Annotated in this window: 23 protein-coding genes and 1 pseudogene; 19 read left to right on the top strand and 5 right to left on the bottom strand. The window is 68.5% G+C overall.

Going from position 1 to position 23,165, the window contains the following annotated elements; all coding sequences use genetic code 11:
• Window positions 1-568: 568 nt before the first annotated feature.
• The 11 genes from pqqB (at window position 569) to BJF85_RS20020 (ending at window position 10,645) form a co-directional block, all read left to right on the top strand.
• Window positions 569-1,474 (top strand): pyrroloquinoline quinone biosynthesis protein PqqB, encoded by a 906-nt coding sequence (pqqB, locus tag BJF85_RS20060; RefSeq protein ID WP_075849624.1) that lies wholly within the window; start codon window positions 569-571, stop codon window positions 1,472-1,474.
• On the top strand, window positions 1,471-2,163 hold the full coding sequence (gene pqqC / locus BJF85_RS20055) for a pyrroloquinoline-quinone synthase PqqC (protein ID WP_075849623.1): 693 nt from the start codon (window positions 1,471-1,473) through the stop codon (window positions 2,161-2,163). The genes pqqB and pqqC overlap by 4 nt, the downstream gene beginning before the upstream one ends.
• Before the next feature lie 2 nt (window positions 2,164-2,165).
• Window positions 2,166-2,441: a pyrroloquinoline quinone biosynthesis peptide chaperone PqqD gene (gene pqqD, locus BJF85_RS20050; protein WP_075849622.1), complete on the top strand. Its 276-nt coding sequence runs from the start codon at window positions 2,166-2,168 to the stop codon at window positions 2,439-2,441.
• Window positions 2,438-3,577, top strand: a complete 1,140-nt coding sequence (gene pqqE / locus BJF85_RS20045) for a pyrroloquinoline quinone biosynthesis protein PqqE (protein WP_222844610.1) — start codon at window positions 2,438-2,440, stop codon at window positions 3,575-3,577. The genes pqqD and pqqE overlap by 4 nt, the downstream gene beginning before the upstream one ends.
• A gap of 3 nt (window positions 3,578-3,580) precedes the next feature.
• On the top strand, window positions 3,581-4,414 hold the full coding sequence (locus BJF85_RS30555) for a hypothetical protein (protein ID WP_255375804.1): 834 nt from the start codon (window positions 3,581-3,583) through the stop codon (window positions 4,412-4,414).
• The gene (locus BJF85_RS20040; protein ID WP_255375805.1) at window positions 4,333-6,126 is read left to right on the top strand and encodes a M1 family aminopeptidase; all 1,794 of its coding nucleotides are present in this window, start codon (window positions 4,333-4,335) and stop codon (window positions 6,124-6,126) included. Before BJF85_RS30555 ends, BJF85_RS20040 begins: the two co-directional genes overlap by 82 nt.
• 233 nt (window positions 6,127-6,359) lie before the next feature.
• Window positions 6,360-7,400 (top strand): LysR family transcriptional regulator, encoded by a 1,041-nt coding sequence (locus tag BJF85_RS20035; protein WP_255375803.1) that lies wholly within the window; start codon window positions 6,360-6,362, stop codon window positions 7,398-7,400.
• Between the two features lie 64 nt (window positions 7,401-7,464).
• The gene (locus BJF85_RS20030; RefSeq protein WP_075849621.1) at window positions 7,465-8,442 is read left to right on the top strand and encodes a class I fructose-bisphosphate aldolase; all 978 of its coding nucleotides are present in this window, start codon (window positions 7,465-7,467) and stop codon (window positions 8,440-8,442) included.
• Window positions 8,443-8,478: 36 nt separating this feature from the next.
• A complete protein-coding gene (locus BJF85_RS20025; protein WP_083666566.1) occupies window positions 8,479-9,534 on the top strand; it encodes a fructose-bisphosphatase class II family protein in 1,056 nt (351 codons plus the stop codon).
• A gap of 8 nt (window positions 9,535-9,542) precedes the next feature.
• The gene (locus tag BJF85_RS30550) at window positions 9,543-9,908 is read left to right on the top strand and encodes a hypothetical protein (protein WP_255375802.1); all 366 of its coding nucleotides are present in this window, start codon (window positions 9,543-9,545) and stop codon (window positions 9,906-9,908) included.
• Window positions 9,863-10,645 (top strand): HAD-IIA family hydrolase, encoded by a 783-nt coding sequence (locus BJF85_RS20020; protein ID WP_255375801.1) that lies wholly within the window; start codon window positions 9,863-9,865, stop codon window positions 10,643-10,645. The genes BJF85_RS30550 and BJF85_RS20020 overlap by 46 nt, the downstream gene beginning before the upstream one ends.
• A gap of 51 nt (window positions 10,646-10,696) precedes the next feature.
• Here BJF85_RS20020 and BJF85_RS20015 read toward each other — a convergent pair.
• Window positions 10,697-11,161, bottom strand: a pseudogene (locus BJF85_RS20015) (ribose-5-phosphate isomerase).
• Window positions 11,162-11,475: 314 nt separating this feature from the next.
• On the opposite strand from BJF85_RS20015, the gene BJF85_RS28135 reads away from it, so the two are divergent.
• The 7 genes from BJF85_RS28135 (at window position 11,476) to BJF85_RS19985 (ending at window position 18,682) form a co-directional block, all read left to right on the top strand.
• Window positions 11,476-11,646 carry a hypothetical protein gene (locus BJF85_RS28135; protein WP_158057041.1) on the top strand — a complete coding sequence of 57 codons (171 nt, stop codon included), beginning with the start codon at window positions 11,476-11,478 and terminating at the stop codon, window positions 11,644-11,646.
• Window positions 11,647-11,751: 105 nt separating this feature from the next.
• Window positions 11,752-13,992, top strand: a complete 2,241-nt coding sequence (katG, locus tag BJF85_RS20010) for a catalase/peroxidase HPI (protein WP_075849620.1) — start codon at window positions 11,752-11,754, stop codon at window positions 13,990-13,992.
• 200 nt (window positions 13,993-14,192) lie between these two features.
• Complete coding sequence (locus tag BJF85_RS20005) at window positions 14,193-15,272, top strand: sodium:calcium antiporter (RefSeq protein WP_075849619.1); 1,080 nt, start codon at window positions 14,193-14,195, stop codon at window positions 15,270-15,272.
• 283 nt (window positions 15,273-15,555) lie between these two features.
• A complete protein-coding gene (locus BJF85_RS20000) occupies window positions 15,556-16,011 on the top strand; it encodes an MSMEG_3727 family PQQ-associated protein (protein WP_075849618.1) in 456 nt (151 codons plus the stop codon).
• Window positions 16,012-16,032: 21 nt separating this feature from the next.
• Window positions 16,033-17,712: a PQQ-dependent dehydrogenase, methanol/ethanol family gene (locus BJF85_RS19995; RefSeq protein WP_075849617.1), complete on the top strand. Its 1,680-nt coding sequence runs from the start codon at window positions 16,033-16,035 to the stop codon at window positions 17,710-17,712.
• A 92-nt stretch (window positions 17,713-17,804) separates the two neighbouring features.
• Complete coding sequence (locus tag BJF85_RS19990) at window positions 17,805-18,005, top strand: recombination activating protein 1 (RefSeq protein WP_075849616.1); 201 nt, start codon at window positions 17,805-17,807, stop codon at window positions 18,003-18,005.
• A 161-nt stretch (window positions 18,006-18,166) separates the two neighbouring features.
• Window positions 18,167-18,682 carry a DinB family protein gene (locus tag BJF85_RS19985; protein ID WP_075849615.1) on the top strand — a complete coding sequence of 172 codons (516 nt, stop codon included), beginning with the start codon at window positions 18,167-18,169 and terminating at the stop codon, window positions 18,680-18,682.
• A gap of 37 nt (window positions 18,683-18,719) precedes the next feature.
• On the opposite strand, the gene BJF85_RS19980 is transcribed toward BJF85_RS19985, so the two are convergent.
• The 3 genes from BJF85_RS19980 to BJF85_RS19975 form a co-directional block, all read right to left on the bottom strand.
• Entirely contained in the window at window positions 18,720-19,121 is a 402-nt protein-coding gene (locus BJF85_RS19980; RefSeq protein ID WP_075849614.1) for a VOC family protein, read from the bottom strand.
• Window positions 19,122-19,181: 60 nt separating this feature from the next.
• Entirely contained in the window at window positions 19,182-19,484 is a 303-nt protein-coding gene (locus tag BJF85_RS30545; RefSeq protein WP_255375800.1) for a LytTR family DNA-binding domain-containing protein, read from the bottom strand.
• 146 nt (window positions 19,485-19,630) lie between these two features.
• The gene (locus BJF85_RS19975) at window positions 19,631-20,575 is read right to left on the bottom strand and encodes a hypothetical protein (protein ID WP_255375799.1); all 945 of its coding nucleotides are present in this window, start codon (window positions 20,573-20,575) and stop codon (window positions 19,631-19,633) included.
• A 462-nt stretch (window positions 20,576-21,037) separates the two neighbouring features.
• Between BJF85_RS19975 and BJF85_RS19970 the strand changes: the two genes are divergently transcribed.
• Window positions 21,038-22,387: a DNA-binding protein gene (locus BJF85_RS19970; RefSeq protein ID WP_255375798.1), complete on the top strand. Its 1,350-nt coding sequence runs from the start codon at window positions 21,038-21,040 to the stop codon at window positions 22,385-22,387.
• A gap of 4 nt (window positions 22,388-22,391) precedes the next feature.
• Here the strand turns inward: BJF85_RS19970 and rpe are convergent, their stop codons facing one another.
• The gene (gene rpe / locus BJF85_RS19965) at window positions 22,392-23,075 is read right to left on the bottom strand and encodes a ribulose-phosphate 3-epimerase (protein WP_075849613.1); all 684 of its coding nucleotides are present in this window, start codon (window positions 23,073-23,075) and stop codon (window positions 22,392-22,394) included.
• Window positions 23,076-23,165 lie beyond the last annotated feature (90 nt).

Below are 23,165 nucleotides of genomic sequence, written 5' to 3'. Positions count from 1 at the left end.
CCCACAACAACAACCACATAAAAAACCCCAACACCCCAATACGAGAAACCAATAGGCGCCGCGGTGCCCATGGCGTGGTCGTGGGCGCACACTGGGCTCGCGTCCGCACGGCGACGTGTGGTGCTGCCGGGTACTGGCGGGTGCGGCCGACGTGGACGGTCGCACCCGCCTTCGGCACCCGAGGCGCCCGCATGCACCCACGGTCGGCGTAACCGGTCGGCGTGTGGAGCCTCGACCTCGGTCGATGCCCTCCGTGTCGGCCCCGTTCCGCCGGTGACGGTGTGCCCACCGTTCGTCAGCGATTCGTCCCCGGTCATGCATGATCCGTTGTCAGGGTCGGCCTGGGCGATCAAGCTGGAAGGCGGAAAGTCGAGCGCAACGCGATGGTCGGCGATCGTCGCGGCTCGGTCCCTCCGCCGGCGATGAGGCCTGCATTCCGCGGCCGTCGTCTGTGGCCGAATGCAAGGGAGGACGCCATGCGGCGACACGATTCCGAACCAGTCGACCCCGGTGATCCATCCCCGCCCCGCTCCAGTCCCCACCGGTTCTGAAAGGCTGCTGGCCCGCCGTGTTTATTCATTGCCTGGGAGTAGCGGCAGGCGGAGGTTTTCCGCAATGGAATTGCGCCTGCGAAGGGTGCGACAAGGCGCGCGCGAAGCCCGAACTCGCGTCGCGGCATGCCGGAATTGCGGTGTCCGGTGACGGTGACCGGTGGTTTCTGCTGAACGCGACCCCGGACGTGCACCACCAGATCGCGGCGGACCCGGCGCTGCACCCCGGGCCGGGCGTGCGGGACACGCCGGTGGCCGGCGTGCTGCTGACCGACGCGGAGTTCGACCACACCATCGGCCTGCTCATGCTGCGCGAGGGGTCGTCGTTGACCGTGTACGGCACCGACCCGGTGCTGGGGGCGTTGCGCCGCAATTTCCCGGTGCGGGACCTGCTCGGCGACTACGCCGACGTCGCGTGGTCGCCGGTCGCGGTGGGCGAACCGATCCACCTGGACGACCGCGTGCGGGCGACGGCGTTCCTGACCGGCTCCAAGGCTCCCCGCTACGTCGGCGCCGCGTCGACGGCCGACGCCGACGGGCCGGCGTGGGAGGTGGGGTATCGCCTGGAGGACACCGTGACGGGCGGGACGGCCGTGTACGCCCCGACGTTGCCGCGGTGGGACGAGAGCTTCGCCGCACAGGTCGCCGCGGTCGACTGCGTGTTCGTCGACGGCACGTTCTGGACCGACGACGAGATGTCGGTGCGGGGAGCCGGGGGCCGGACGGGACGGTCCATGGGACACATGCCGGTCAGCGGAGACGACGGTTCGGCACATCGGCTGGCGGCACTGACGGCTCGACGCAAGATCTACACCCACATCAACAACACGAATCCGGTTCTCGACGAGGACTCGAAGGAGCGGCGCTGGTTGACCGACCTGGGTATCGAGGTCGGTCGGGCAGGCCTGGAGGTGGAAGTATGAACGCTCGCTCGGCCGAGGATTTCGAGAAGCAGTTGCGCGCGATCGGAGAGGGGCGGTACCACCACCTGCACCCGTTCAACGTGCGCATGCACGCGGGAACACTGTCCGAAGAGGAGTTCCGGGGCTGGGTGCGGAACCGGTTCTACTACCAGGTGAACCTTCCGGTGAAGGACGCGTTCATCCTCACCAAGCTCCCGGGTCGGGACGACCGGCGGCGGTGGATCCAGCGCATCATCGACCACGACGGCCGCACCGGCGACGAGGGCGGGATCGAGAAGTGGATCCGGCTCGGCGAGGCGGTCGGGCTGACGCGGCAGGAGCTGCTCAGCGGCGACACGGTGTTGCCCGGTGTGCGGTTCGCCGTCGACGCGTACGTGGATTTCTGCCGCACGAAGCCGTGGCTGGAGTCGGTGGCCTCGGCGCTGACCGAACTGTTCGCGCCGGACCTGCTGAGCAAGCGGATCGCCGACGTGGAGCGGCACTACCCGTGGATCGACTCCGACGGCCTGGAGTACTTCCGGGCGCGGTTGACCCAGCAGCCCAAGGACATCGCGCATCTGCTCGAGCTGGTGCTCGAGAACGCCACGACGGCCGAGCAGCAGGACGCCTGCATGCGGGCCCTGGAGTTCAAGTGCGACGTGCTCTGGAGCCTGCTCGATGCCGTCCAACTCACCTACAGCGGGCGCTGATCATGGACGAGAGCGAGTTGGCGGGCAGACCGCGGTTGGTCGGCAAGGCGATGCTCCGGCACGACGACGTCCGGGACGTGGAGTTGTTGCTGCTGCCGGAAAGGGTGGTGCTGCTCAACAAGTCCGGGGCGGCGATCCTGAGCCTCTGTGACGGCAACCGGACCGTGCGGGAGGTCGTCGATCAGCTCGAGCAGGACTTCGCGGCGACCGACCTGGTGAACGATGTCATGACCTTTCTCAAGGACGCGCGAGGACGAGGCTGGGTGGTGGTCACATGACCGGAATGCCGCGACCGTTCGGTCTGCTGGCCGAGGTGACGCATCAGTGCCCGTTGCACTGTGTCTACTGCTCGAACCCCGTCGAGTTGTTCCAGCGTGAGGGCGAACTGGGGACCGACGACTGGCTGCGGGTGATCAGGCAGGGGGCCGAGCTCGGCGTGCTGCAGGTCCACTTCTCCGGTGGGGAACCGCTCGTGCGCGGCGACCTGGAGACGCTCGTCGCCGAGTGTCGCGGGCTCGGGCTGTACACGAACCTGATCACCAGCGGCCTCGGGCTCACCGAGAGCCGCGCCGAGTCCCTCGTGTCGGCGGGGCTCAACAGCGCCCAGCTGAGCATTCAGGGCGACACGGCCGAATCGACGAACCTCGTCGCGGCGAGCAAACGGTTCGACAAGAAGGAGGCCGCCGCCCGGATCATCCGCGACGCCGGACTTCCGCTGAACATGAACGTCGTCCTGCACCGGCTGAACCTCGACCGGCTGGACGCGATCATCGACGTGTGCGTGGAGTGGGGCGCCGAACGGCTCGAGCTCGCCAACACCCAGTACTACGGCTGGGCCCTGCGCAACCGCGAGTTGTTGTTGCCGGGCAAGGCGCAACTGGACAAGGCCGTGGCGGTGTACGAGCGCCGCAAGGCCGAGCTGGCCGGGCAGCTGGAACTGCTCTGGATCCTGCCCGACTACTACGAGCCCTATCCGAAGCCGTGCATGGGCGGGTGGGCGCAGACGGCGCTGACCGTCGCCCCGGACGGGCGCGCGTACCCGTGTCCGGTGGCCGAGGAGATCACGACGATGGAGTTCGCGTCGGTACGCGAGCACGACCTGCAGTGGATCTGGGCGGAATCGCCGGCATTCCAGGCATTCCGGGGCACGGACTGGATGCCCGACCCGTGCCGCAGCTGCTCGCGCAAGGAACTGGACTTCGGCGGATGCCGGTGCCAGGCGTTCGCGCTGACCGGCGACGCAGGGCGGACCGACCCGGTGTGTATCCATTCGCCCGACCACCACCTGGTGGAGGAGTCCCTCGCCCGCGCCAACAGTGCCGACACCGCCGACAGTCCTGCCGCCGCGGAGTCCACAGGGGATCGTCAACAGCTCGTCTACCGCAGGCCGACCGTGGCGACGCGGAGGTCCTGACGGATGGCAGGCGATCCCCGCGCCGCGACGAGAAGTCCCCTGACGCAGGACGAAGCGGTCGCGCGGTCGTCCGTGCTCTCCGCACTGCACTACGACATCGAGCTCGACCTCACCGTGGGAGACCGGACGTTCGCGGTGACCGCGGAGCTCCGCTTCCACGCGAGTACGGCGGACACGCCCGTCCACCTCGACTTCATCGGTGAGGTGGATGCCGTCGAGTGCAACGGAACCCGGTCGGGCCCGGACGTCCACGACGGGCGGCGGGTGCGGTTGGACGTCCGCGAGGGATGGAACACCGTACGCGTGTCCGGTACGGCGTCCTATTCGCACAGTGGTGAGGGCCTGCACCGTTTCCGCGATCCGGTGGACGGCAACGTATACGTGCACACCAAGTTCGAGCCGTTCTCGGCGCACACGGTGTTCCCGTGCTTCGACCAGCCCGACCTGAAGGCGACGGTCGAGCTGGCCCTGACGGTCGATGCGGCCTGGGTGGTCGTGTCGAACACCGACCCCGTCGATCCGGCGCGGCGGGGAGCGCCGGATCGGCGAGGTGGTGTTTCGCCCGCACCCCCGTGCTGCCGACGTACCTGGTGGCGTTCGCCGCGGGACCGTTCCGCGTCCTGCGGTCCCGACACGGCGACGTCCCCCTCGCGCTGTACGCGCGGCCCTGCTTGGAGGAGCAACTCGCCGCCGAGGCGCCCGAGGTGTTCGACGTCATCGGCAGGGGGCTGGACTTCTTCGGCGAGCTGTTCGGCGTGCCGTACCAGTTCGGCAAGTACGATCACGTCTTCGCGCCGGAGTACGCGTTCGGCGGGATGGAACACCCGGGGTGCGTGACGCTCAACGAACGGTTCCTGTTCCGGCACCGGGTCACCGACGATGCGCGGCGCAGGCGGGCGTCGCTGCTGATGCACGAGATGGCGCACATGTGGTTCGGCGACTACGTGACGATGCGCTGGTGGGACGACCTGTGGCTGAACGAGGCGTTCGCGACGATGCTGGCGGTGGTCGCCCAGCCGGAGGCGACGTCGTACGGAGAGGGCTGGACGTCGTTCACCCATGTCGACGTGCCGTTGGCACGCCGCGCCGACCAACTGCCCACCAGCCATGCGATCCGGGTCCGCACCGCCGACACCGATGCCGCGCGGTCGAACTTCGGCCCGATCGTGTACCGCCGGGGCGCCGCGGTGCTCCACGAACTCGCCGAGCGCGTCGGGTGGGACACCTTCGTCGCGGGCGTGCGGAGCTACCTGCGCACGCATGCGTGGGGCAACGCCGGTCTCGACGACCTCGTGGCCGCGCTGCGCGAGGTGTCGGGGGAGGATCTCGACCGGTGGGTCGACGAATGGTTGCTGCGGTCCGGGATCAACACCGTCGCCGTGCGCAGGGACACCGGCGGTGTTCGCATCGTGCAGGAGGCCGAGCCGCGGGTCGAACCACGTCATCTGCGGATGCGGCTCGGCGCGTTCGACCACGACGGCACGGCCCTGGTGCCGCGGACACCGGTGGAGGTCACGCTCGACCCGCCCGGCTGCGCCCGGGAGCTGCCCGAGTTCGGGGATCCGGAACCGGATCTGTTGATTCCCAACGTGGATGCGGTGAGTCACGTCAAAACCGTGCTGGACCCCCGATCTCGCGACACGGCACTGCGCAGTCTGTCCGCAGTGGACGATCCGCGGGCGCGCGCGGTCGTGTGGGGTGCGCTGTGGGACGAGGTGCAGGACGGCCGGCTCCCGGCCCGGGACTACGCCTCCGCCGTCCTCACGCATGGCCGCTCGGAGCGCGACGTCGGCGTCCTCGAGGCACTCCTGGACCGCGCGTCCCGTGCCGTGTGGGTGTACGCCGATCGGGCGCGGGTGCCGGAGGCGCTCGAGGCGATGGCACACGGCCTGCGGGAGCAACTCGCGGACGCCGGCTACGGCAGCGACCGGCAGCTGGCTCTGGCCCGCGCGCTGGTAGGCGTGGTCGGCGCCGACGAGCACGCCTTCCTCGGCGACGTCGTATGTGGACGGTCGCCGTGGCCCGGCCTTGAGGTCGATCCGGACCTGCGTTGGCGGGCGGTGGTCAGGGTCGCCGAGAGCGGAGGCGACATCGACGAGCTGCTCGAGGTCGCACTGGAGGCCGATCCCGGCGACTACGGGCGCCGGAGCGCGTTGACGGCCGAGGCCGCGCGTCCGTCGGCCGCCGCGAAGGAGAAGGCGTGGACCCGGCTGCTCGGCGGGGACCATTCACTCGCCGAACGACAGGCCATCATGGCGGGACTGCGGAAACCGGGGCAGGAGGCGCTGCTGACCCCGTTCGCCGGCCGCTACTGGCAGACGCTCGAATCACTCGCCGGTACCGCCGAGGTCGAGTTCCTGTCGGCGTTCGCGCGCGCGTTGTACCCGTGTCTCACCGACGACGACAAGGGTGTTCTCGAAGCTACCGACGAGTTTCTCGCCCGCGGCCCACTTCCCTCGAGTGTGCTCAAGGTTGTGCGGGAGGAGCGCGCGGAACTGGCCGTCGTGCGGACCGCGCGCGCGTGCGATGCGGCCGGCGCCCGGCGCTGACCGGAATTCGACGGTATCGACCGAAATCCGGCCCTTGCGCTTCGCAGCATGCACCGTGAACGCCACGTCCCGCAGGTAACCACGTTCCCACCGTTCGTGCCGTGTCGCGTCGCGTTCGTGCACAACCGATTGACGGTCCTTTCGGCACACCTGCACGCTCATGCCACGCGACAACGGGTGCCGCGTACCGCGACAACTGTGCCGCGACGTCCGATGGAACGAGAGGTGGAATCGTGGTTCTTCCGTCGAAGATGCCGCAGCTCGCGGACCTGGATCTGTTGCTGTCCGTCGAGGACTACGGCAGCGTCGGAAAGGCCGCGCAGGCGCACAGCCTGTCGCAGCCCGCGGCCAGCATTCGGCTCAGCGCCATGGAACGCCGTCTCGGTATCCGGCTGCTGGAGCGTTCGCCGACCGGTTCCAAACTCACCGAGAACGGCCGTATGTTGGCGAAATATGCCCGCAACGTGATGCATGCGGCGCGTGAGCTTCTCGAGTTCGGATCGGGGACGTCGCTGTCGGAGGCGCAACGGCTCCGACTCGCCGGTAGCCCCGGCATCGCGGAGAACCTCATTCCCGAATGGCTGAGCCGCGGTGGTGCCGCGTTCAGCGAGGTGCGCGTCGAGGTGCAGACGGGCAAGGTCGAATCGCTCCGTGAACTGGTTCGCGCCGGCCACGTCGACCTCGCGTTCGTCGACGGCTGGTGCGAGTCCGGTGGGCTCGTGCCGATGCAGTCCCGCGAGGACATGGTCGTCCAGAACATCTGCGAGGACCGGCTCGCGGTCGTCGTCGGGACGGGACATCCGTGGGCCACCCGCCGCGGCGTGGTGACGACGCAGGAGCTGGCGGATGCGCCGCTCGTCGTCCGGGAGCGGGGTTCGGCGATCCGGGAGTTCACCGAGGACCTGCTCGGCGGCACGCGCGGTCCGCGCAACTACCTCGAGTTCCCGTCGAGCGAGGCGATCAAGCACGCGCTCGTCGGCGGTCAACGCGTGGCCGTGCTGAACGTGTCGACCGTGCGCTCGGAACTCGCGGACGGCCGGCTGCACTGGGTGCCGCTCGACTGCGACATGCCGGCCAAACCCATCTACGCGGCGTGGAGCACGAGCGAACCGCTGTCGGCCCACGCACGCGAACTCGTGGAGATCGCGGCGAAGAAGGGAAGCCCGTTGCCGCCTGTCGACGGCGTCTCGAGCCTCGGCAGCAACGTGATCGCGGAGGCGAATGCCGCAAAGACCATGTACGTCCATTCCTCGTCCATGGAAACGATGACCTGAACTCCGACGAACCCGTGTGACCCTGCCGAACGCTTCGGCACCGAGCCAGGAGGATCAAAGCTCAATGTCCAGTCTGAACAAGATCGCGCGTACGCTCGTTTCCAACAGGCGCGGGATCCTCGCCGCCGACGAGAGCATCGGGACGATGTCCACGCGGCTCGAGAAGGTCGGGGTGGAGGCGACAGCGGAGAATCGCCGGTTGTATCGCGAATTGATCGTCACGACGCCGCAGCTGGCCGAGTCGATCAGCGGCATCATCCTCGCCGACGAGACCTTCTACCAGAAGCTGTCCAACGGGCGCACGTTCCCCGAGTACCTGAGCGACATCGGCATTCTGGCCGGCATCAAGGTCGACACGGGCGCGAAGGCATTGGCCGGTGCGCCCGGCGAGAAGATCACCGAGGGGCTCGACGGTCTGCGGGAACGGGTCGAGGAGTACGCGCGTCTCGGTGCGACGTTCGCCAAGTGGCGTGCTGTGATCACCATCGGCGACTCCGTGCCGTCCGATCGTGCGGTGCACGCCAACGCGCACGCCCTGGCGCGCTACGCCGGCCTGTGCCAGGAGGGTGGACTGGTGCCGATCGTGGAGCCCGAGGTGCTGATGGACGGCTCCCACTCGCTCGCCACGTGCCAGAAGGTGACGACCTCGGTCATCCGGACCGTGTTCGACCAGCTCGAGCTGATGAAGGTGCAGCTCGACGGCATCGTCCTCAAGCCGAACATGGTCGTCGCCGGGTCGGAGAGCTCGGAGCAGCCGTCGGTCGAGGACGTCGCCAACGCGACGGTCGATGCGCTGCGGGCGTCCGTGCCGCCGTCCGTGCCGGGTATCGCGTTCCTGTCCGGCGGGCAGCGTCCCGAGGTCGCGACCGAGAACCTCGCGGCGATGCAGAACATCGACTCGCTGCCCTGGGAGCTCACCTACTCGTTCGGCCGGGCGCTGGTCGGTCCCGCGCTGGAGACGTGGCGGGGTGAGTCCGCCAACGAGGCGGCGGCCCAGGGTGCGCTCTCGGAGCGCGCCGTGGCGAACGCGTCGGCACGCTGACCCGGTGACGGCACCGGCGCGAATGGACGGGTGTCGATGACACGTCAGCAGTACGACCTCCGCGAGCGCCCCGCCCGGGTCCGTGCGCCGTATGCGCAGCCGGACCCGGTCGGGGCCGCCGGCGGCGACGGCACGTTCGCGCTCGACCTGGTGCGCGTGACGGAGGCGGCGGCGATCGCGGCGGGCCGGTGGGTCGGGCACGGTGCGGACCGGGCCGGCGAGATCGCGGCCTCGGCGGCGGTGCGCGACTACATCATGCGTGTGCCGATGCGGGGCGTCGTCGTGCTCGGCGACGACCGGCCGGACGGCTCGCCCGCACTGGCACGGGGTTCCCGCGTCGGTGACGGGACCGGCCCGGAGTGCGACGTGGGCGTGTCGGCGGGTGACGCGACGTTGTCGCCGGCGCGGGACGTGCCGCACGCGATCACGGCGATCGCGGTGACCGACCGCGGCGGGATGTTCGACCCACCCGACGTGCCCATGCAGAAGCTGGCCGTCGGCGCGGACCACGCCGACGTCGTCGACATCCACCGGCCGGTGGCGGAGAACCTGCGGGCGATCGCCGCCGTCACGGGCTCCATCCCGGCGGACCTGACCGTCGCCGTGCTCGATCGTCCACGGCACCGGAAACTGGTGCACGACATCCGCGAGACGGGCGCGCGGGTGCACCTGCTCGAGGGCGGCGAGATCGCGGGCGCCGTGGCCGCCGCCCATCCCGACAGCCCGATCGACGTGCTCATGGGCACCGGCAGCGGCCCGGACGGCGTTCTCGCCGCGGCCGCCCTGTCGTGTCTGGGTGGTTCCCTGCAGGCAATTCTTCGCCCCGACGAAGCGGAGGGATCCGACGGATCCGCACGTTCGGGCCGCGCCGCCGAACGGGTGCTGCGTACCGAGGATCTGGTGCGGGGCAACCGGATCCTGTTCTGTGCCACCGGAGTGACCGGCAACGAACTGTTGCGCGGGGTCGGCCGCTGTCCGGACCGCATGACCACCGAGTCGACGGTGCTGTGTTCCGATCCGGCCACCGTGCGGTCGGTCAGGTCGGAGCACCGGCCGAGCGCGGCCGGACGGCACCGCGCGGACGAGGAGTAACGACGCCCATGACCGAGGAGACCGCAGTCCTGTCCGCACGGTCCCGGCCCCTCATCGACCGCTACCGCGGGCTGATCTGCGATCTCGACGGTGTGGTGTATCGCGGTGCCACGGCGGTTCCCAACGCCGTGGAGACCATCAGCCGGCTGACCGGCGACGGCGTTCCCGTCGCGTTCGCGACCAACAACGCGTCCCGGCCGCCCGAGCTCGTCGGCGACCACTTGCGCGACATCGGCCTGGCCCCCGGCGGCTGGTCGGTGGTCACCAGCTCACAGCCGCCGCGGCGCATCTCGCACAGCGGCTGGCGCGCGGCGCGCGCGTGTACGCGGTGGGCGGACCGGGCGTCGCGAACGCCCTCGCCGAGGCCGGACTGACGCCGGTGCGTGTGGCCGAGCTGGACGACGGGCCCGTCGAGGCTGTCATGCAGGGGCTGGGTTTCGACATCACCTGGCGCGAACTCGCCGCCGTGGGCCCGATCGTCGACGGCGGCGCGCCCTGGGTGGCCACGAACCTCGACCGGACCCTGCCGACGCCACGCGGCAGGGCACCCGGCAACGGTGCGCTGGTCGCCCTGGTGCAGGAGACGACCAGCGCTGCGCCGCACGTCGTCGGCAAACCGCAGCCCGCCCTGTTCGACCTCGCCCGCGCCCGCCTCGGCAGCGAGCCCGCCGACACCCTCGTGTGCGGCGACCTGCTGCACACCGATATCGAGGGCGCCAACGCGGCCGGGCTCGACTCGCTGTTCGTGCTGAGCGGGTCGTCCCGGCTGCGTGACCTGGCGTTGGCGGACCGGCCGTTGCGGCCGACGTACGTCGCCCCCGACATCGGCGGACTGCTCGAACCGGGACTGCCGGTCCCCGCCGAGCCCGTCGCCGACCTGCTCGAACTCGGCCCGGGCGGGATTCCCCGGGTGCCGGGACGCTGTGCGAATCCGGGCAGCGGTGGGACGTCCGGGAACGGTGGGACGTCGACGAACGGTGGGAACGCCGCCCTGTTGCAGGCCGTGGTCGCCACGGCGTGGGCCGCGCGCGACGAGGGCCGGGCCCTGTCCGACGACGCGAAGGCGTGGGAGGACCTCGAACGGCGGCTCGGGCTCGTCGAACCCGTCTGAGCCCGACGCCGCTGGTTCGGCCCGGGACCGTGGACCGCCGCCCGCGGCTGCTCAGCCGGGCAGGGCGGGTGGCCTGCCGGACCGCTCGTACTCGGCCAGCTGGTCGATCCTGCGTTGATGCCGGCCACCCTCGAACTCGGTGGTGAGGAAGGCCTGCACGATGTGCTCGGCCTCGTCGGTGGTGTGCATCCGGGCGCGATCGCGCCAGAAGGGCGTTGTTGTGCTGGCGACACAAGCGGGCGGTCTCCACGCTCCACATCAGGGCCGCGCGTGCTCCGGGCACCTTGTTGGCGGCGATCTGCTCGCCGTTGCCGGAACCGCCGAAGACGAGGCCGAGACTGCCTCGTGGGCCACGACGCGCCGCGCCGCCTCGACGCAGAACGGGGGGTAGTCGTCGTCGGCGTCGTAGACGGCAGGCCCGACGTCGACGATGTCGTGCCCGAGGACCGGGAGAAGCTTCGCGAAATGTTCTTTGAGTTCCAGACCGGCGTGGTCGGATCCGAGGTAGATTCGCACCACTCGAGTCTAATTCCGGCATCGCCGGCCGAGTAATTTACGCTCGTTCACCCGCCATTCGATAACCTTATGAGGAGCGGATCCGGGGATTTCCCACTCCGGATTCGGAGCGGTGTTCCCGCTCCGTGCCCCGAGGGCGACTCTGCGCAGGTAGAGGTGCAGGTAGAGCCCAGGGCTGCTCCGATCGGGCGACGTCGGGCGGCCGTGCCCGTTGGTGACGGGGCTCACCCCGATCGTGTCGCGCCTCCCGCCGTTCGGCACGGGTTGCGGGCCACTGGTCCTGACTTTGTTGCAGGAACTTCGAAGGGTCGCGGATGCTCGGTCAGGTCATGCCGTTTCGGGGCACGAGCCTCGAAGTCGGCAGCACATGCTGCCCGGTCAACCGGTATGCCGAACACGAGGAGGTCACAATGCAGTGGGAAACGCCGGAATACACGGTCGTCGAGGTGTGCGCTGAGGCCACGGGGTACTTCTACCGAGGCTGACGATCGCGTTGCACTGACCGTGCTTCTCGAACTCGTGTGCTCACGGCGGGTGTTCTACGGCCCGCCGTGAGCACGGCGACGTCGGCGCCATGTGGGAGGACACCAATGCCGGAGAATCCCGACACCCATGTTTACCGCACGTACGACAAGGTCCTCAGCGAGGGAGCGCCGCAGACCGAGCGGCGCCATCCGACGGCGGGCGGTGACCCCAACGACTGGTGGCCGTATCGCGTCGACCTCTCGACACTGCGGCGACACGGCCCCTCCAAGGATCCGCTCGGCGCGGAATTCGACTATGCGGCGGCATTCTCCGCGATCGATCTCGACGAACTCGCCCGCGACGTCGACGAGGTCCTGACGACCCCGCAGGAGTGGTGGCCCGCCGACTTCGGGCACTACGGACCGCTGGTGCTGCGCATGGCCTGGCACGCCGCAGGCACCTATCGCATGTCCGACGGCCGCGGCGGGGCCGAGGCCGGCATGCAGCGCTTCGCGCCGCTGAACAGCTGGCCCGACAACCGCAACCTGGACAAGGCGCGCCGCCTGCTCTGGCCGGTGAAGCAGAAGTACGGGCGCGCGATCTCCTGGGCGGATCTGATGATCTTCGCGGGCAACCGCGCGCTGGAGTCGATGGGCTTCCGCACGTTCGGCTTCGGTGGCGGCCGGGCCGAGGTGTGGGAGGCCGACGACACCTATTGGGGCCCCGAACGCAAATGGCTGGCCGACGAACGCCACACCGGCCGCCGCGAACTCGACGAGGGGTTGGCCGCCAGCGACATGGGGCTGATCTACGTCGACCCGCAGGGCCCGGCCACGAACCCCGATCCCGTGCTCGCCGGCCGCGACATCCGGCAGACGTTCGGGCGGATGGGCATGAACGACGAGGAGACGGTCGCCCTGATCGCCGGTGGGCACACGTTCGGCAAGACCCACGGTCTCGTCGACCCGGTCCTGCGACTCGGCCCCGAACCGGAGGCGGCGCCGCTCCACGAGCAAGGCCTGGGGTGGTCCAACGCCGACGGCACCGGCAAGGGTCCGGACACCACGACCAGCGGTCTCGAGGGGATGTGGACGCGCACGCCCGTCACGTGGGACCACACGTTCTTCGAGACGCTGTTCGAGTACAAGTGGGACATCGAACTGAGTCCCGCCGGACTGTGGCAGTGGATCCCGAGCGACGGGCAGGGCGAGGACACCATCCCGGACCCGTACGACCCCGATGTCAAACACCATCCGGTCATGCTCACGACGGACCTGGCGCTGCAGGAGGATCGGGCCTACGAAGCCATCTCCCGGCGGTTCATGAAGCATCACGACGAGTTCGAGGATGCGTTCGCGCGCGCCTGGTTCAAGCTGACGCACTACGACATGGGGCCGGTCCGACGTTATCTGGGATCGCTCGTGCCGGACGAGCCGTTGATCTGGCAGGACCCGGTCCCGGAGCCGGACCACGAACTCGTCGACGAGGCCGATATCGCTGCCCTCAAACGGGAATTGCTCGCGTCGGGCCTGACCGTCGGCCGGCTCGTCACGACCGCATGGGCGTCGGCCTCGACGTACCGGCACACCGACAAACGTGGCGGAGCGAACGGGGCGCGGATCCGGCTCGAACCGCAGAGCGGCTGGCCGGTCAACGAACCCGAGAAACTGCGTGCGGCCCTGACGGTGCTGGACGCGATCCGGGAGCGGTTCAACGCCTCCGGCGATGGCACGAAACGCATCTCCCTGGCCGACCTGATCGTGCTCGGCGGCTGCGCCGCGGTGGAGCATGCCGCCGCGAAGGCAGGGCACCCCGTCGAGGTGCCGTTCCGTCCGGGACGTGGTGACGCGACCCAGGAGTGGACGGACATCGACCGGTTCGCCGCACTGGAACCACAAGCCGACGGCTTCCGGAACTACGTCGGTGCCAACCTGCGCCTGCCGCCCGAGCACGCGATCGTCGAACGGGCCGATCTGCTGACGCTGAACCCGCCCGAGATGACCGTGCTGATCGGCGGGATGCGCGTACTCGGGACCAATCACGACGGTTCCCGTGGCGGTGTGCTCACGTCGACGCCCGGAGTGCTGACCAACGACTTCTTCGTCAACCTGCTGGACATGGGGACCGAGTGGGTCGTGAGCGCGGACCGGCACGGACCGGAGAACTACGAGGGACGCGATCGCGACACCGGTGAGCTCAGGTGGTTCGCGAGCCGGGTCGACCTGCTCTTCGGTTCGAATTCGGAACTGCGAGCGATCGCCGAGGTCTACGCGAGTGACGACGCGAACGAGAAGTTCGTGCGGGACTTCGTCCGTGCCTGGGTGAAGGTCATGGAACTCGACCGATTCGATCTGCGCCAAAAATAAACGGATTGTCCGGTTTGTGAATAATTGCGGAGCGGGTCGCGGTGTCCCCGCTCATGCCCGTACCGCGGCCGCTGGTTGCGCGCCAGTGGCCGCCGGTGCCTCGAGCGTTGCTCACCCGAAAGGGTGGAGCGAAGGTGGGACGGCACTTGCCGTCCGGTGAGTGAGTTCCGTTCGCCGAGACCGAAGAAGTTCGAGGTGTCATGGAATCAATCGCCCTTTTCGTTGTCGGCGCCGCGCTTCTGATCTACAGCGCCGAGAAGCTGATCGGATACCTGGTGGGGGTGGCCGCCGGACTCCGGATATCGGTATTCCTGCTCGCCATCATCTTCACCGGTATCGAGTTCGACGACATCGCGCTCGGACTCGTGCTCAACATGGAGGACCTCGACGGGGCGGCGCTGGGGCTGGTGTTCGGCACCGCGCTGTCACTGCCCGGCGTGGTGCTCGCGTTGGCCGCCCTGCTGGTGCCGACGAAGGTGAACATCCCCCGGATCTATCTGATCCTGTACGCCTGCTCGCCGTTGGTGGTGTGCGGGTTCGTGGCGTTCGCCCCGTTGAACCCGGCGACCGGCATCGTGCTGTTGTTGGTGTTCGGCGCCTTCCTGGCCTACATGGTGGTGCGTGAGACCCGCGGCGACCGTCCGATCTTCCGGGACGCCGAGCTCTACGAGTCCTATGCGGCCGCACGCGAGAGCGGTGGGGGCACCACGACGTTGGTGTCACCGCCTCCGACGCAGGAACCGCCGAAGGATCCGGCCGGCGGGCGGGACTTCTCCGCGACGATGCCGTTCTCGGAGGCGCGCAAACTGAGCGGGTGGGCCGGGCTGACGCTCGCGGTCATCGCACTCGTCGGTGTCGTCGCGGGTGCCTGGGCCACCGGCGAGGGAACCGAAGGAATCCTCGAGGAGTACGGACTCGAGGCGACCCTCTTCGGCGCCACGATCGCCACGCTCGTGCTGACCATCGAGGACATCTTCCTCACGGTGGAGCCGGCTCGGCGTGGTGCACCGGAGATCGGTGTGGCCAATGTGATCGGCAGCGTGGTGTTCTCTGTGACCGGCAAGCTCGGCATCATCCTGCTTGCGGGCGGCGTTGTGGTGCATTCGAGTGTCTTCACCGTGCACATGCCGGCGTTGTTGCTACTGACGGCGTTGTCCGCGTACTTCCTGTCCACGGGGCGACTACGCCGTTGGCACGGTGTCGTGCTTCTCGGCTTGTACGTCCTGTACTGGGCGGTCTGCTTCGGTCTGCTGGGCATCGTTCCGGTGGATGCGGACTAGCCGGGATCGGCCCGTGGGAGTCCACTGTGGAGTCGTGTCCCGCCCGGTCCGCACGAACGGTGTCTCCGCGCCGGGGAACGGTGCCGGAGAGCCGGTCGGTGGTAGGGGATATGGAAAAGACTCGGCCGTGGGTAGCGTCGAATTCGTTGCAGACGCGGGAGGCGGGATCGCACCGAGACCGAGCGTCTGTGATCGAGATGCCGTGCCTGGAATTTGCAGGCGGCATGTTCCGCAAATCCAGAAAATCGACGTCATTTTCGAGTTCACAAGGAGGTGAAGTCCGGTGACGATTGCCGAGGACCGTGAAGCGCTCCTGGCCGAGATCGGCGGACAGAACAAGGCGACCATCGGTGCCGTGCTGGGATCCGGTTCGATCGAGAAGGCGACCGAACGGCCCGACGGGACCATGGAGGCGACCATCCGGATCGGTGAGGATGCGCTCGCCTGGGAGCCCGCGGTGTTGCTGATGCCGCATGCCGGGACGATCGAGTTGACGATCATCAACGACGACAAGAACACGCACGCGTGCCTGTTGCCGAGCAACGGCGACAAGAAGTTCATCGGTCTGTTGAACCACTCGAAGGGTCGCGCGACGCTCGAGCTGGATGGCCCTGGTTACTACTGGTACGGCTCGCCGGCCGGTAACGACGAGGGCCGGGGTCTGACCGCCGCCATCGTGGTGGGCGGAGAGGTACCGCCGGAGGCCAAGCTCGACCGACCCGCCCAGCCGCGGCCCTGACAGGGAAGGAATCAATCAATCATGACCATCGAATACGTCGATGCCGGCGAGGCGATCAATCACGGTCAGCTCTCCAGCCTTCCGCATGAGGCCCCTGATGTGACCCGCGGTATCAATTACGACCGCATCCTCAACGCGCGGAGCGAGTCGCACAACTGGATCACCTACTACGGCGACTACGACGGCAAGCGTTACAGCCTGCTCGACCAGATCAACGTCGACAACGTGAAGAACCTGAAGGTCGCGTGGATCCACCAGTCGAGCTCGACCGGTCTGATCGCCTCCACGTCGACCTACGCCTTCGAGGCGTGCCCCCTGGTCGTCGACGGTGTCATGTTCGTGACCGGCTGGGACGGCATGATCTGGGCCCTCGACGCGGTCACCGGCGAGCAGCTGTGGCGGTACAAGCACGCGGTTCCGTTCGACGTGACCCTGTGCTGTGCCAACGTCAACCGTGGGTGTGCGGTCGCCAACGGCAAGGTCTACATGGTCACCCAGAACGCCCAGCTGCTGGCGCTCGACGCCCGCACCGGCGAGAAGGTGTGGCAGAAGACCATCGGTGACGTGCGTGCGGGCGAGAGTGCCTCGCTCGCGCCGCTGGTCGTCAAGGACACCCTCATCACCGGCTCCGCCGGTGGCGAGTTCGGCGTCCGCGGCCACATCGACTGCTGGGACCTGGAGACCGGCGAGCAGCGCTGGCGCACCTACACGGTGCCGAAGCCGGGCGAGCCCGGTTCGGAGACCTGGCCGGCCGACGGCGAGGCCTGGCAGCGAGGCGGGGCGAACCACTGGGTCACCGGCACCTACGACCCGGAGCTCAACCTCTACTACGCGGGCACCGGAAACCCGGCCCCGGACTTCGACGGCGAGGTCCGGCAGGGCGACAACCTCTACAGTGACAGCGTCGTGGCACTCGACGTCGACACCGGCGAGATCAAGTGGCACTACCAGTTCACGCCGCACGACCTGTGGGACTACGACTCCACGATGGAGATGACCCTGTTCGAGCGGGACGGCAAGAAGCTGATGGCCCACTTCGACAAGAACGGGTACATGTTCGTCATCGACCGCACCAACGGCGAACTGCAGCACGTCACCCCGTTCGTCGACCGGATCGACTGGGGCGCCATCACGCGCGACGGCAAGTTCATGCCGCGTAAGTACCCGGACAAGGAGGGCGAGCCCTGCCACTTCTACCCCGGCCCTGCCGGTGCGAAGGAGTGGACGCACGCGTCGTACAACCCGAACCACGACCTGTTCTACGTTCCGGTTGCCGACGTGGGTGCCACGGCCACCCGTCGTCGTCGTGACTTCAAGGAAGGCATGCCCTACTGGGGTGCCGCCGTGGAGGTCGACGTCGACAACATGGCCGGTTCGGTGAGCGCCTTCGACTCGCACGGCGAGGAGAAGTGGCGTTACCGGATGGACATGCCCATGGCCGCCTCGACCCTCGCCACCGCGGGGAACCTGGTGTTCGCGGGCAAGCCGACGGGTGAGTTCATGGCCCTGCACGCGGAGACCGGCGAGAAGCTCTGGGAGTTCCAGTGCGGTAGCGGTCACCACAGCAGCCCGAGCACCTACACCGTGGACGGCAAGCAGTACATCACCGTTCCGGTCGGTTGGGGTGGCTGGCTCGAGGGCATCATTCCCGGCATGTCCGGTCAGGGTAAGGGTGCCGCGCTGATCACGTTCAGCCTGTAACACCTCGCCCGTTCGGTGGCCGGGACATCCCCGTGGTGTCCCGGCCATCGGGCGGTTGTTCGGCATGAGACGCGGAGGCGAAGGTGATTCCGATGAACCAGTCGCTGCCGCAGGACGCCGACGTCGAACGGCTGTCGTGCCCCTTCTGCGGAGATTCCTACGAACCCGACGACCTGGGACGGCACAGCGAGCCGGTCCACTGTGGACCATGTATCCAATGTGTCGGCAAGCCCGCGTGCTTCACGTGCGGCCTGATGTACTGCAGGTGCGACGTGCACAAGTTCCGGGGCTGACGAACACGCCGACCCGGTGACCCGGCCACGGCCGGATCACCGGGTTTCGCCGTGTGTCCGGGATCTGCGCGGCCGGCTCGTGTTTCCGGCCGCATTGCGTTCCGAGGGCTGTCCCGTAATCGAGGTGCACCCTCACCGCCCCGCGGGTAGCGTGCGTCGACATGACTTCGGAACGGGCGCGCCCTCCGCTCGACGCGGACGAACGGACGGCGATCACCGGTTGGTTGGGCCTGCAGCGCCAGATCCTCCGCTGGAAATGCGAGGGCCTGAGCGACGGCGACGCCCACCGCTCGGTCGTACCCACCTCGCCGGCCATGACGATGGCCGGCCTCGTCTCCCACATGCGCTGGACCGAGCACACGTGGCTCGAGGTGTTGTTCCTCGGCGGGGACGAGACGCAGAACCCGGCCTTCGACGAGTCGGCCGACGGTGCCGACTGGGACACCGGCGGCCGCCCGCTCGCCGAACTCGTCACGGAGTACGACGCCCAATGCGCCCGCAGTGACGCGATCATCGCCGCCGCCTCCCTGGACGACCTGGGCCGCCACCCCGGCTTTCGTGCCGGGAGCATCAACCTCCGCTGGATGCTGATCCATCTCGTCGAGGAGACGGCACGGCACGCAGGGCACGCGGACATCGTCCGGGAACTGCTCGACGGCACCAAGGGTTATTACTGAGGCGGGTTACTGCTGAAGCGGCTGTCGCCGAGCCGGGTCAGCCTTCCGGAGCGGTGAAGAACTCGAGCGCGATGTTGTCCGGGTCGCGAAAGGACACTCCGCTGCCGTAGTGCGCCTTCTTGATGCCGTCGTGGGTGATGCCGAGGTCGGTGAGTTTCTGGGCCCACTGTTGGAGTTCGGCGTGGGAGCCGACGCCGAAAGCGATGTGGTCGAGGCCCGTGCGTTCCTCGGAGAAGCGTTCACCGGACTCCCGGCCCTGGTGCGTGTGCAGTCCGAACAGGGTTCCGCCTTCGAGGGCATAGACGGCGTGGTGGAACCGGCCGCCCTCCTCGTCCTCGTCCAGAACGGGATCCGCGCCGAACAGCGCCGAGTACCAGGCCGTGCTGCGTTGCAGGTCGCTCACGGTGATCGCGATGTGCTGCACTCCGGGGAACGTCATGCGGAATCTCCTTCGTGATCGGTTGCTCTGCGAGCACTGTGACCTCTGCCGGTGGAGGGTTCAGATCTCCAGCAGTTGGCGCACCGCCGGGGTGTTCCGGCGGGAAACGGGAACCATGGTGTTGTCGTCGTCGTCCATCACGAGGCACAGCTCGCCCTTGAGTCGTCGTTCGACCTCCCTGATCCGGCTGAGGTTCACCACGTACTGGCGGTGCACCCGCAGGAAGCCGGAGCTGCTCAGTTCCGACTCGAGCTTGTCGAGTCCCGGCGATGCGGCGCGGAGTCGTCCCTGATCGGTCGAGAGCCACACGTCGCTGCCGTCGGACTGCGCGAACGACACCTCCGGCAGGCGCAGCAGCACCATCCGGTTCTCCCGGGTGCCGACCAGGCGTTGTGGCTGTGCCCGCGTGACCCCGTCACCCGTCGACTGGGGAAGCGGATCGCCCGCGGACAGGCCGAACGAGACGAGGTTGCCGAAAAGGTGCCCGGAGCGGAAAACCGGGCGGAACGCTACCGATGTCGGTTCGTTGGCGAGCCGCGTGAAGATCTGCGTCGAGCCGACCCAGTCGGGATTGTGTGTCGCCTGTTTCGCGGCGTACTGGGCGGCTTCGATGAATTCGGGCAGTTCCGGTTTCCACCGGACGGCGGGATCGGGCGCGGTGTGGAGCCGGGAATTCCGAGGAGCACCGCGGCCGTGTCGTCGGCGAGCACGACCTTGCCGGCGGGGTCGACCGCGGCGAGGGGAACCTTCGACCCCGCGCGGGCCTGACTGAAGGCGGCGATCAGTTCGGCACCGTCGTTCTGCGCGTGCTGACGCAGGATCCGTTGCGTCATCTTGGCGATGTTGCCGAGCCACGTCCCGGCGGCGGCGGGAAGATCGCTGCGCCAGCACGAGATGTTGAGCGTTGCTACGGGATCCCGGGTCACCACGTCCCGGATCGCCACGCCCCCACAGGTCCAGTCGTGGAACGCCGCGCACCAGTGTTCGGAACGGCGGACCAGTACCGGCGTGTAGGACAGCAGTGCCGTGCCCATCCCGTTGGTCCCGGTGGCCCCTTCGGCCCAACAGAACCACGGCGCGAGGTTCGCCTTGGCGGCCACGGTCCGGGTCGCCTGATCGCCCCATTGGGCCAGCACCCGGCCGACACCGTCGGTGATCGTCACGATCCCGCCGATGTGGCTGACCTCGTGGGCGAGCGACGCGGCGCGGAATCCGAGCTCGGCGATCACCACGTCGTGTTCGAGGGCGTGGTTGACCTGGGTGACCGCGGCCGGCGCCTCCGTCAGGTACGGGTCGACACCGTGCTGGTCCCGGCATCGCTGCCAGGAGATCGCCACCTCGGGCCGGACGCCGCGGAGGTCGTCCTCGCCCCGCACGAATCGTTCCCACGCGCGATGCACCGTAGCGTCGTCGGCGCTGGGAGAGGTGGGGTCGAGCCAGCCAATTTCTGCCATCGAAGACCGCCTTTGGTCCGTTGCCGACCCGGGCGGATGGGTACTCGGGTCGATGACCGTGCGCGACGCTCGGTTGCCGGGCCGGGCCACGTCGCCTCCGCCGACGGCAAGGTAGGTCCGCGCTCGATTCGGGGGCAAGCAGACTGGGATGACTGTCGGCAAATGCCGCACGAGCGGTTCCGCTGCGGCGCCCACCGGTGGCCCGTGGGATGGCAACGGCGAGGCCTGAATATTCGGACAGAATTATGCAAGCCTTCGTATTCCTTGAGGTTCGGCGCCCGGCAACGTTAAACTATGACGTCCGTCACTGGCCGTGACGCGCTTTTCCCGTGCGGCCAGGGCGGTGGATGACAAGGAGGTCACCATGCTGGAGGCTTGCCACCGCTGGCGATTGCACCAAGTCGGCGTCCCCGGATCGACGATTCAGCCGATGGTTCCCCCGATCCCGTCTCGTCCAGGGAAGTGGCACGCGCTTGGGAGGACTTCGCCGCCGGTGAGGAAGTAGCGGCCGGCGTCCGTCCCGAGATCTTGGCGTCCTGGTACCGATGCCGGGACCGGTACGAGGTGGATCGGTCCCTCGATGCCGCACCGGGCGCACGGTGCGAGGACGTGCACGGCGTCGACAACGGCGTCGTGTTCACGACGCTCGGCGGGCTCGGCGCGTTGGCCGGCAGTGAGGTCGAACGGGACGGCGCCGTCGTCACCGTGACCGACGGCGAGGGCAGCGTTCTCGGCTCGTGGGGCGATCCGGCCGCACAGCGCAGGGCCGAGCTGCACAACCTGGCCCCGTGGTCCTCGTGGTCCGAGGACAGCACGGGCACGAACGGCATGGGCACCTCGCTCGAGGTGTCGGGTCCGGTGACGGTGACCGGGCCGGAGCACTGGTGCGAGGCCTTCCACAGGTGGGCGTGCGCGGGGATCTCGATCCGTGACGTCGTGACCTCGGCGCCGGTCGCGTCGATCAACATCTCGCGGTGGAACGCGTCGCTGTCGCCGCTGACCCCGCTGTGGCTCGCCGAGGCCTCGCGGTGCGTCGAGAAGGAGATCTACCGGCGCGCCATGGTCGAGACCGACAAGGTGTGGACCGAGTTCAGCAAGAAGTCCGGTGAGGTGGGCGTTCCGGTCATGGCGATGGACCGTGGCGGCAACGCGGTCGCCGCCAACGAGGCGGCCGCCACGTTGCTCGGACTGGCCGACGAGAGCCCGATCCTGGCCGGCGCGCTCGAACCCGTCCAGCGGTGGACCCCGGACATCCCGGGCCTGTCGGATGTCGTGCGGTGGGCCAAGGAACGGGCGCGGGAACCCGGGCAGTGGAGCGGCTACGCCTCGCTGCCGGTGGGCACCGACGGTGACGAGATGCCCGTGACGTTGCAGATGGTCACCGACGCGAACCGCATCGTCGGCATGCTGTGTTACTTCGGGATGCAGGAGGGTGAACAGTACGCGGGCACCTCCGAGCCCGTCGTCGGTTCGGTGCCGGAACGCATCATCGGCATTCGCAACGACCGGCTGGTGCTGCTCGCCCCGAGCGAGATCCGCTACGCCGAGGCCGACCGCAACATCGTGTGGCTCGTGACCGAGCGAGGCAGGATCCAGGCCTCGACGCGGGGGCTCGACAACGTCGAACGCTCCCTTGCGCCGTACGGCTTCCGCCGCGTGCACCGGCGTTTCCTGATCAACCTTCGCCGGGTGGCCGAGCTCGAACGCGGCATCAAGGGCGAGCTGTTCCTCATCACGGACTCGCGTTCCCACGAGTTCGTCCCCGTCTCGCGGCGCCACGCGCCGGAGCTGCGGAGGATCCTCGGGGTGTGAGTGCTCAGGACGTTCCGGTGCGCGCCTGGTCGCGGAGGGCCTCGACGGCGCGCGCCGGATCGTCGGCCGAATAGACGGCCGATCCCGCCACGAAACAGTCGACACCGGCCTCCGCGGCCTGCTCGATCGTGTCGGCGTTGATCCCGCCGTCGATCTCCACCACGAGATTCAGGTGCCCGGTGTCGACCATCGTGCGCGCCCTGCGCACCTTGTCGAGAACGTCGGCGATGAACTTCTGGCCGCCGAAGCCCGGTTCGACGGACATCACGAGCAGCGTGTCGTAGCTCTTGAGCACGTCGACGTACGGCTCCAGCGGGGTGTTCGGCTTGATGGCCAGGCCCGCCTTGGCGCCGGCCGCGCGAAGATTCCGCGCCAGCGCGATCGGATCGTCGGCCGCCTCGACGTGCACCGTCACGTTGTAGGCGCCGGACTCCGCGTAGCCGATCGCCCACCGATCCGGGTTGTCGATCATCAGGTGACAGTCCAGCGGCACGTCCGTGGTCGCCAGCAGTGACTGCACCACGGGAAGCCCCAGCGTCAGGTTCGGCACGAAGTGGGCGTCCATCACGTCGACGTGCAGCCAGTCGGCCCCTTGCCCCGGTGGGCCCTCGACGGCGGCGACCTCGTCGGCCAGCCGCGCGAAGTTCGCCGACAGAATGGACGGAGCGATCAACGGGTGATGAGCCACGCGGACGACCGTAGCAAATAATTCACGGGGCGACCTATTGGTTTCTCGTATTGGGGTGTTGGGGTTTTTTATGTGGTTGTTGTTGTGGGT

The sequence above is a fragment of the Saccharomonospora sp. CUA-673 genome, assembly GCF_001942305.1.
GTDB lineage: Bacteria > Actinomycetota > Actinomycetes > Mycobacteriales > Pseudonocardiaceae > Prauserella.
The sequence above is the reverse complement of the archived record's forward strand: the minus strand, read 5'-3'. Positions and strand labels throughout refer to the sequence as shown.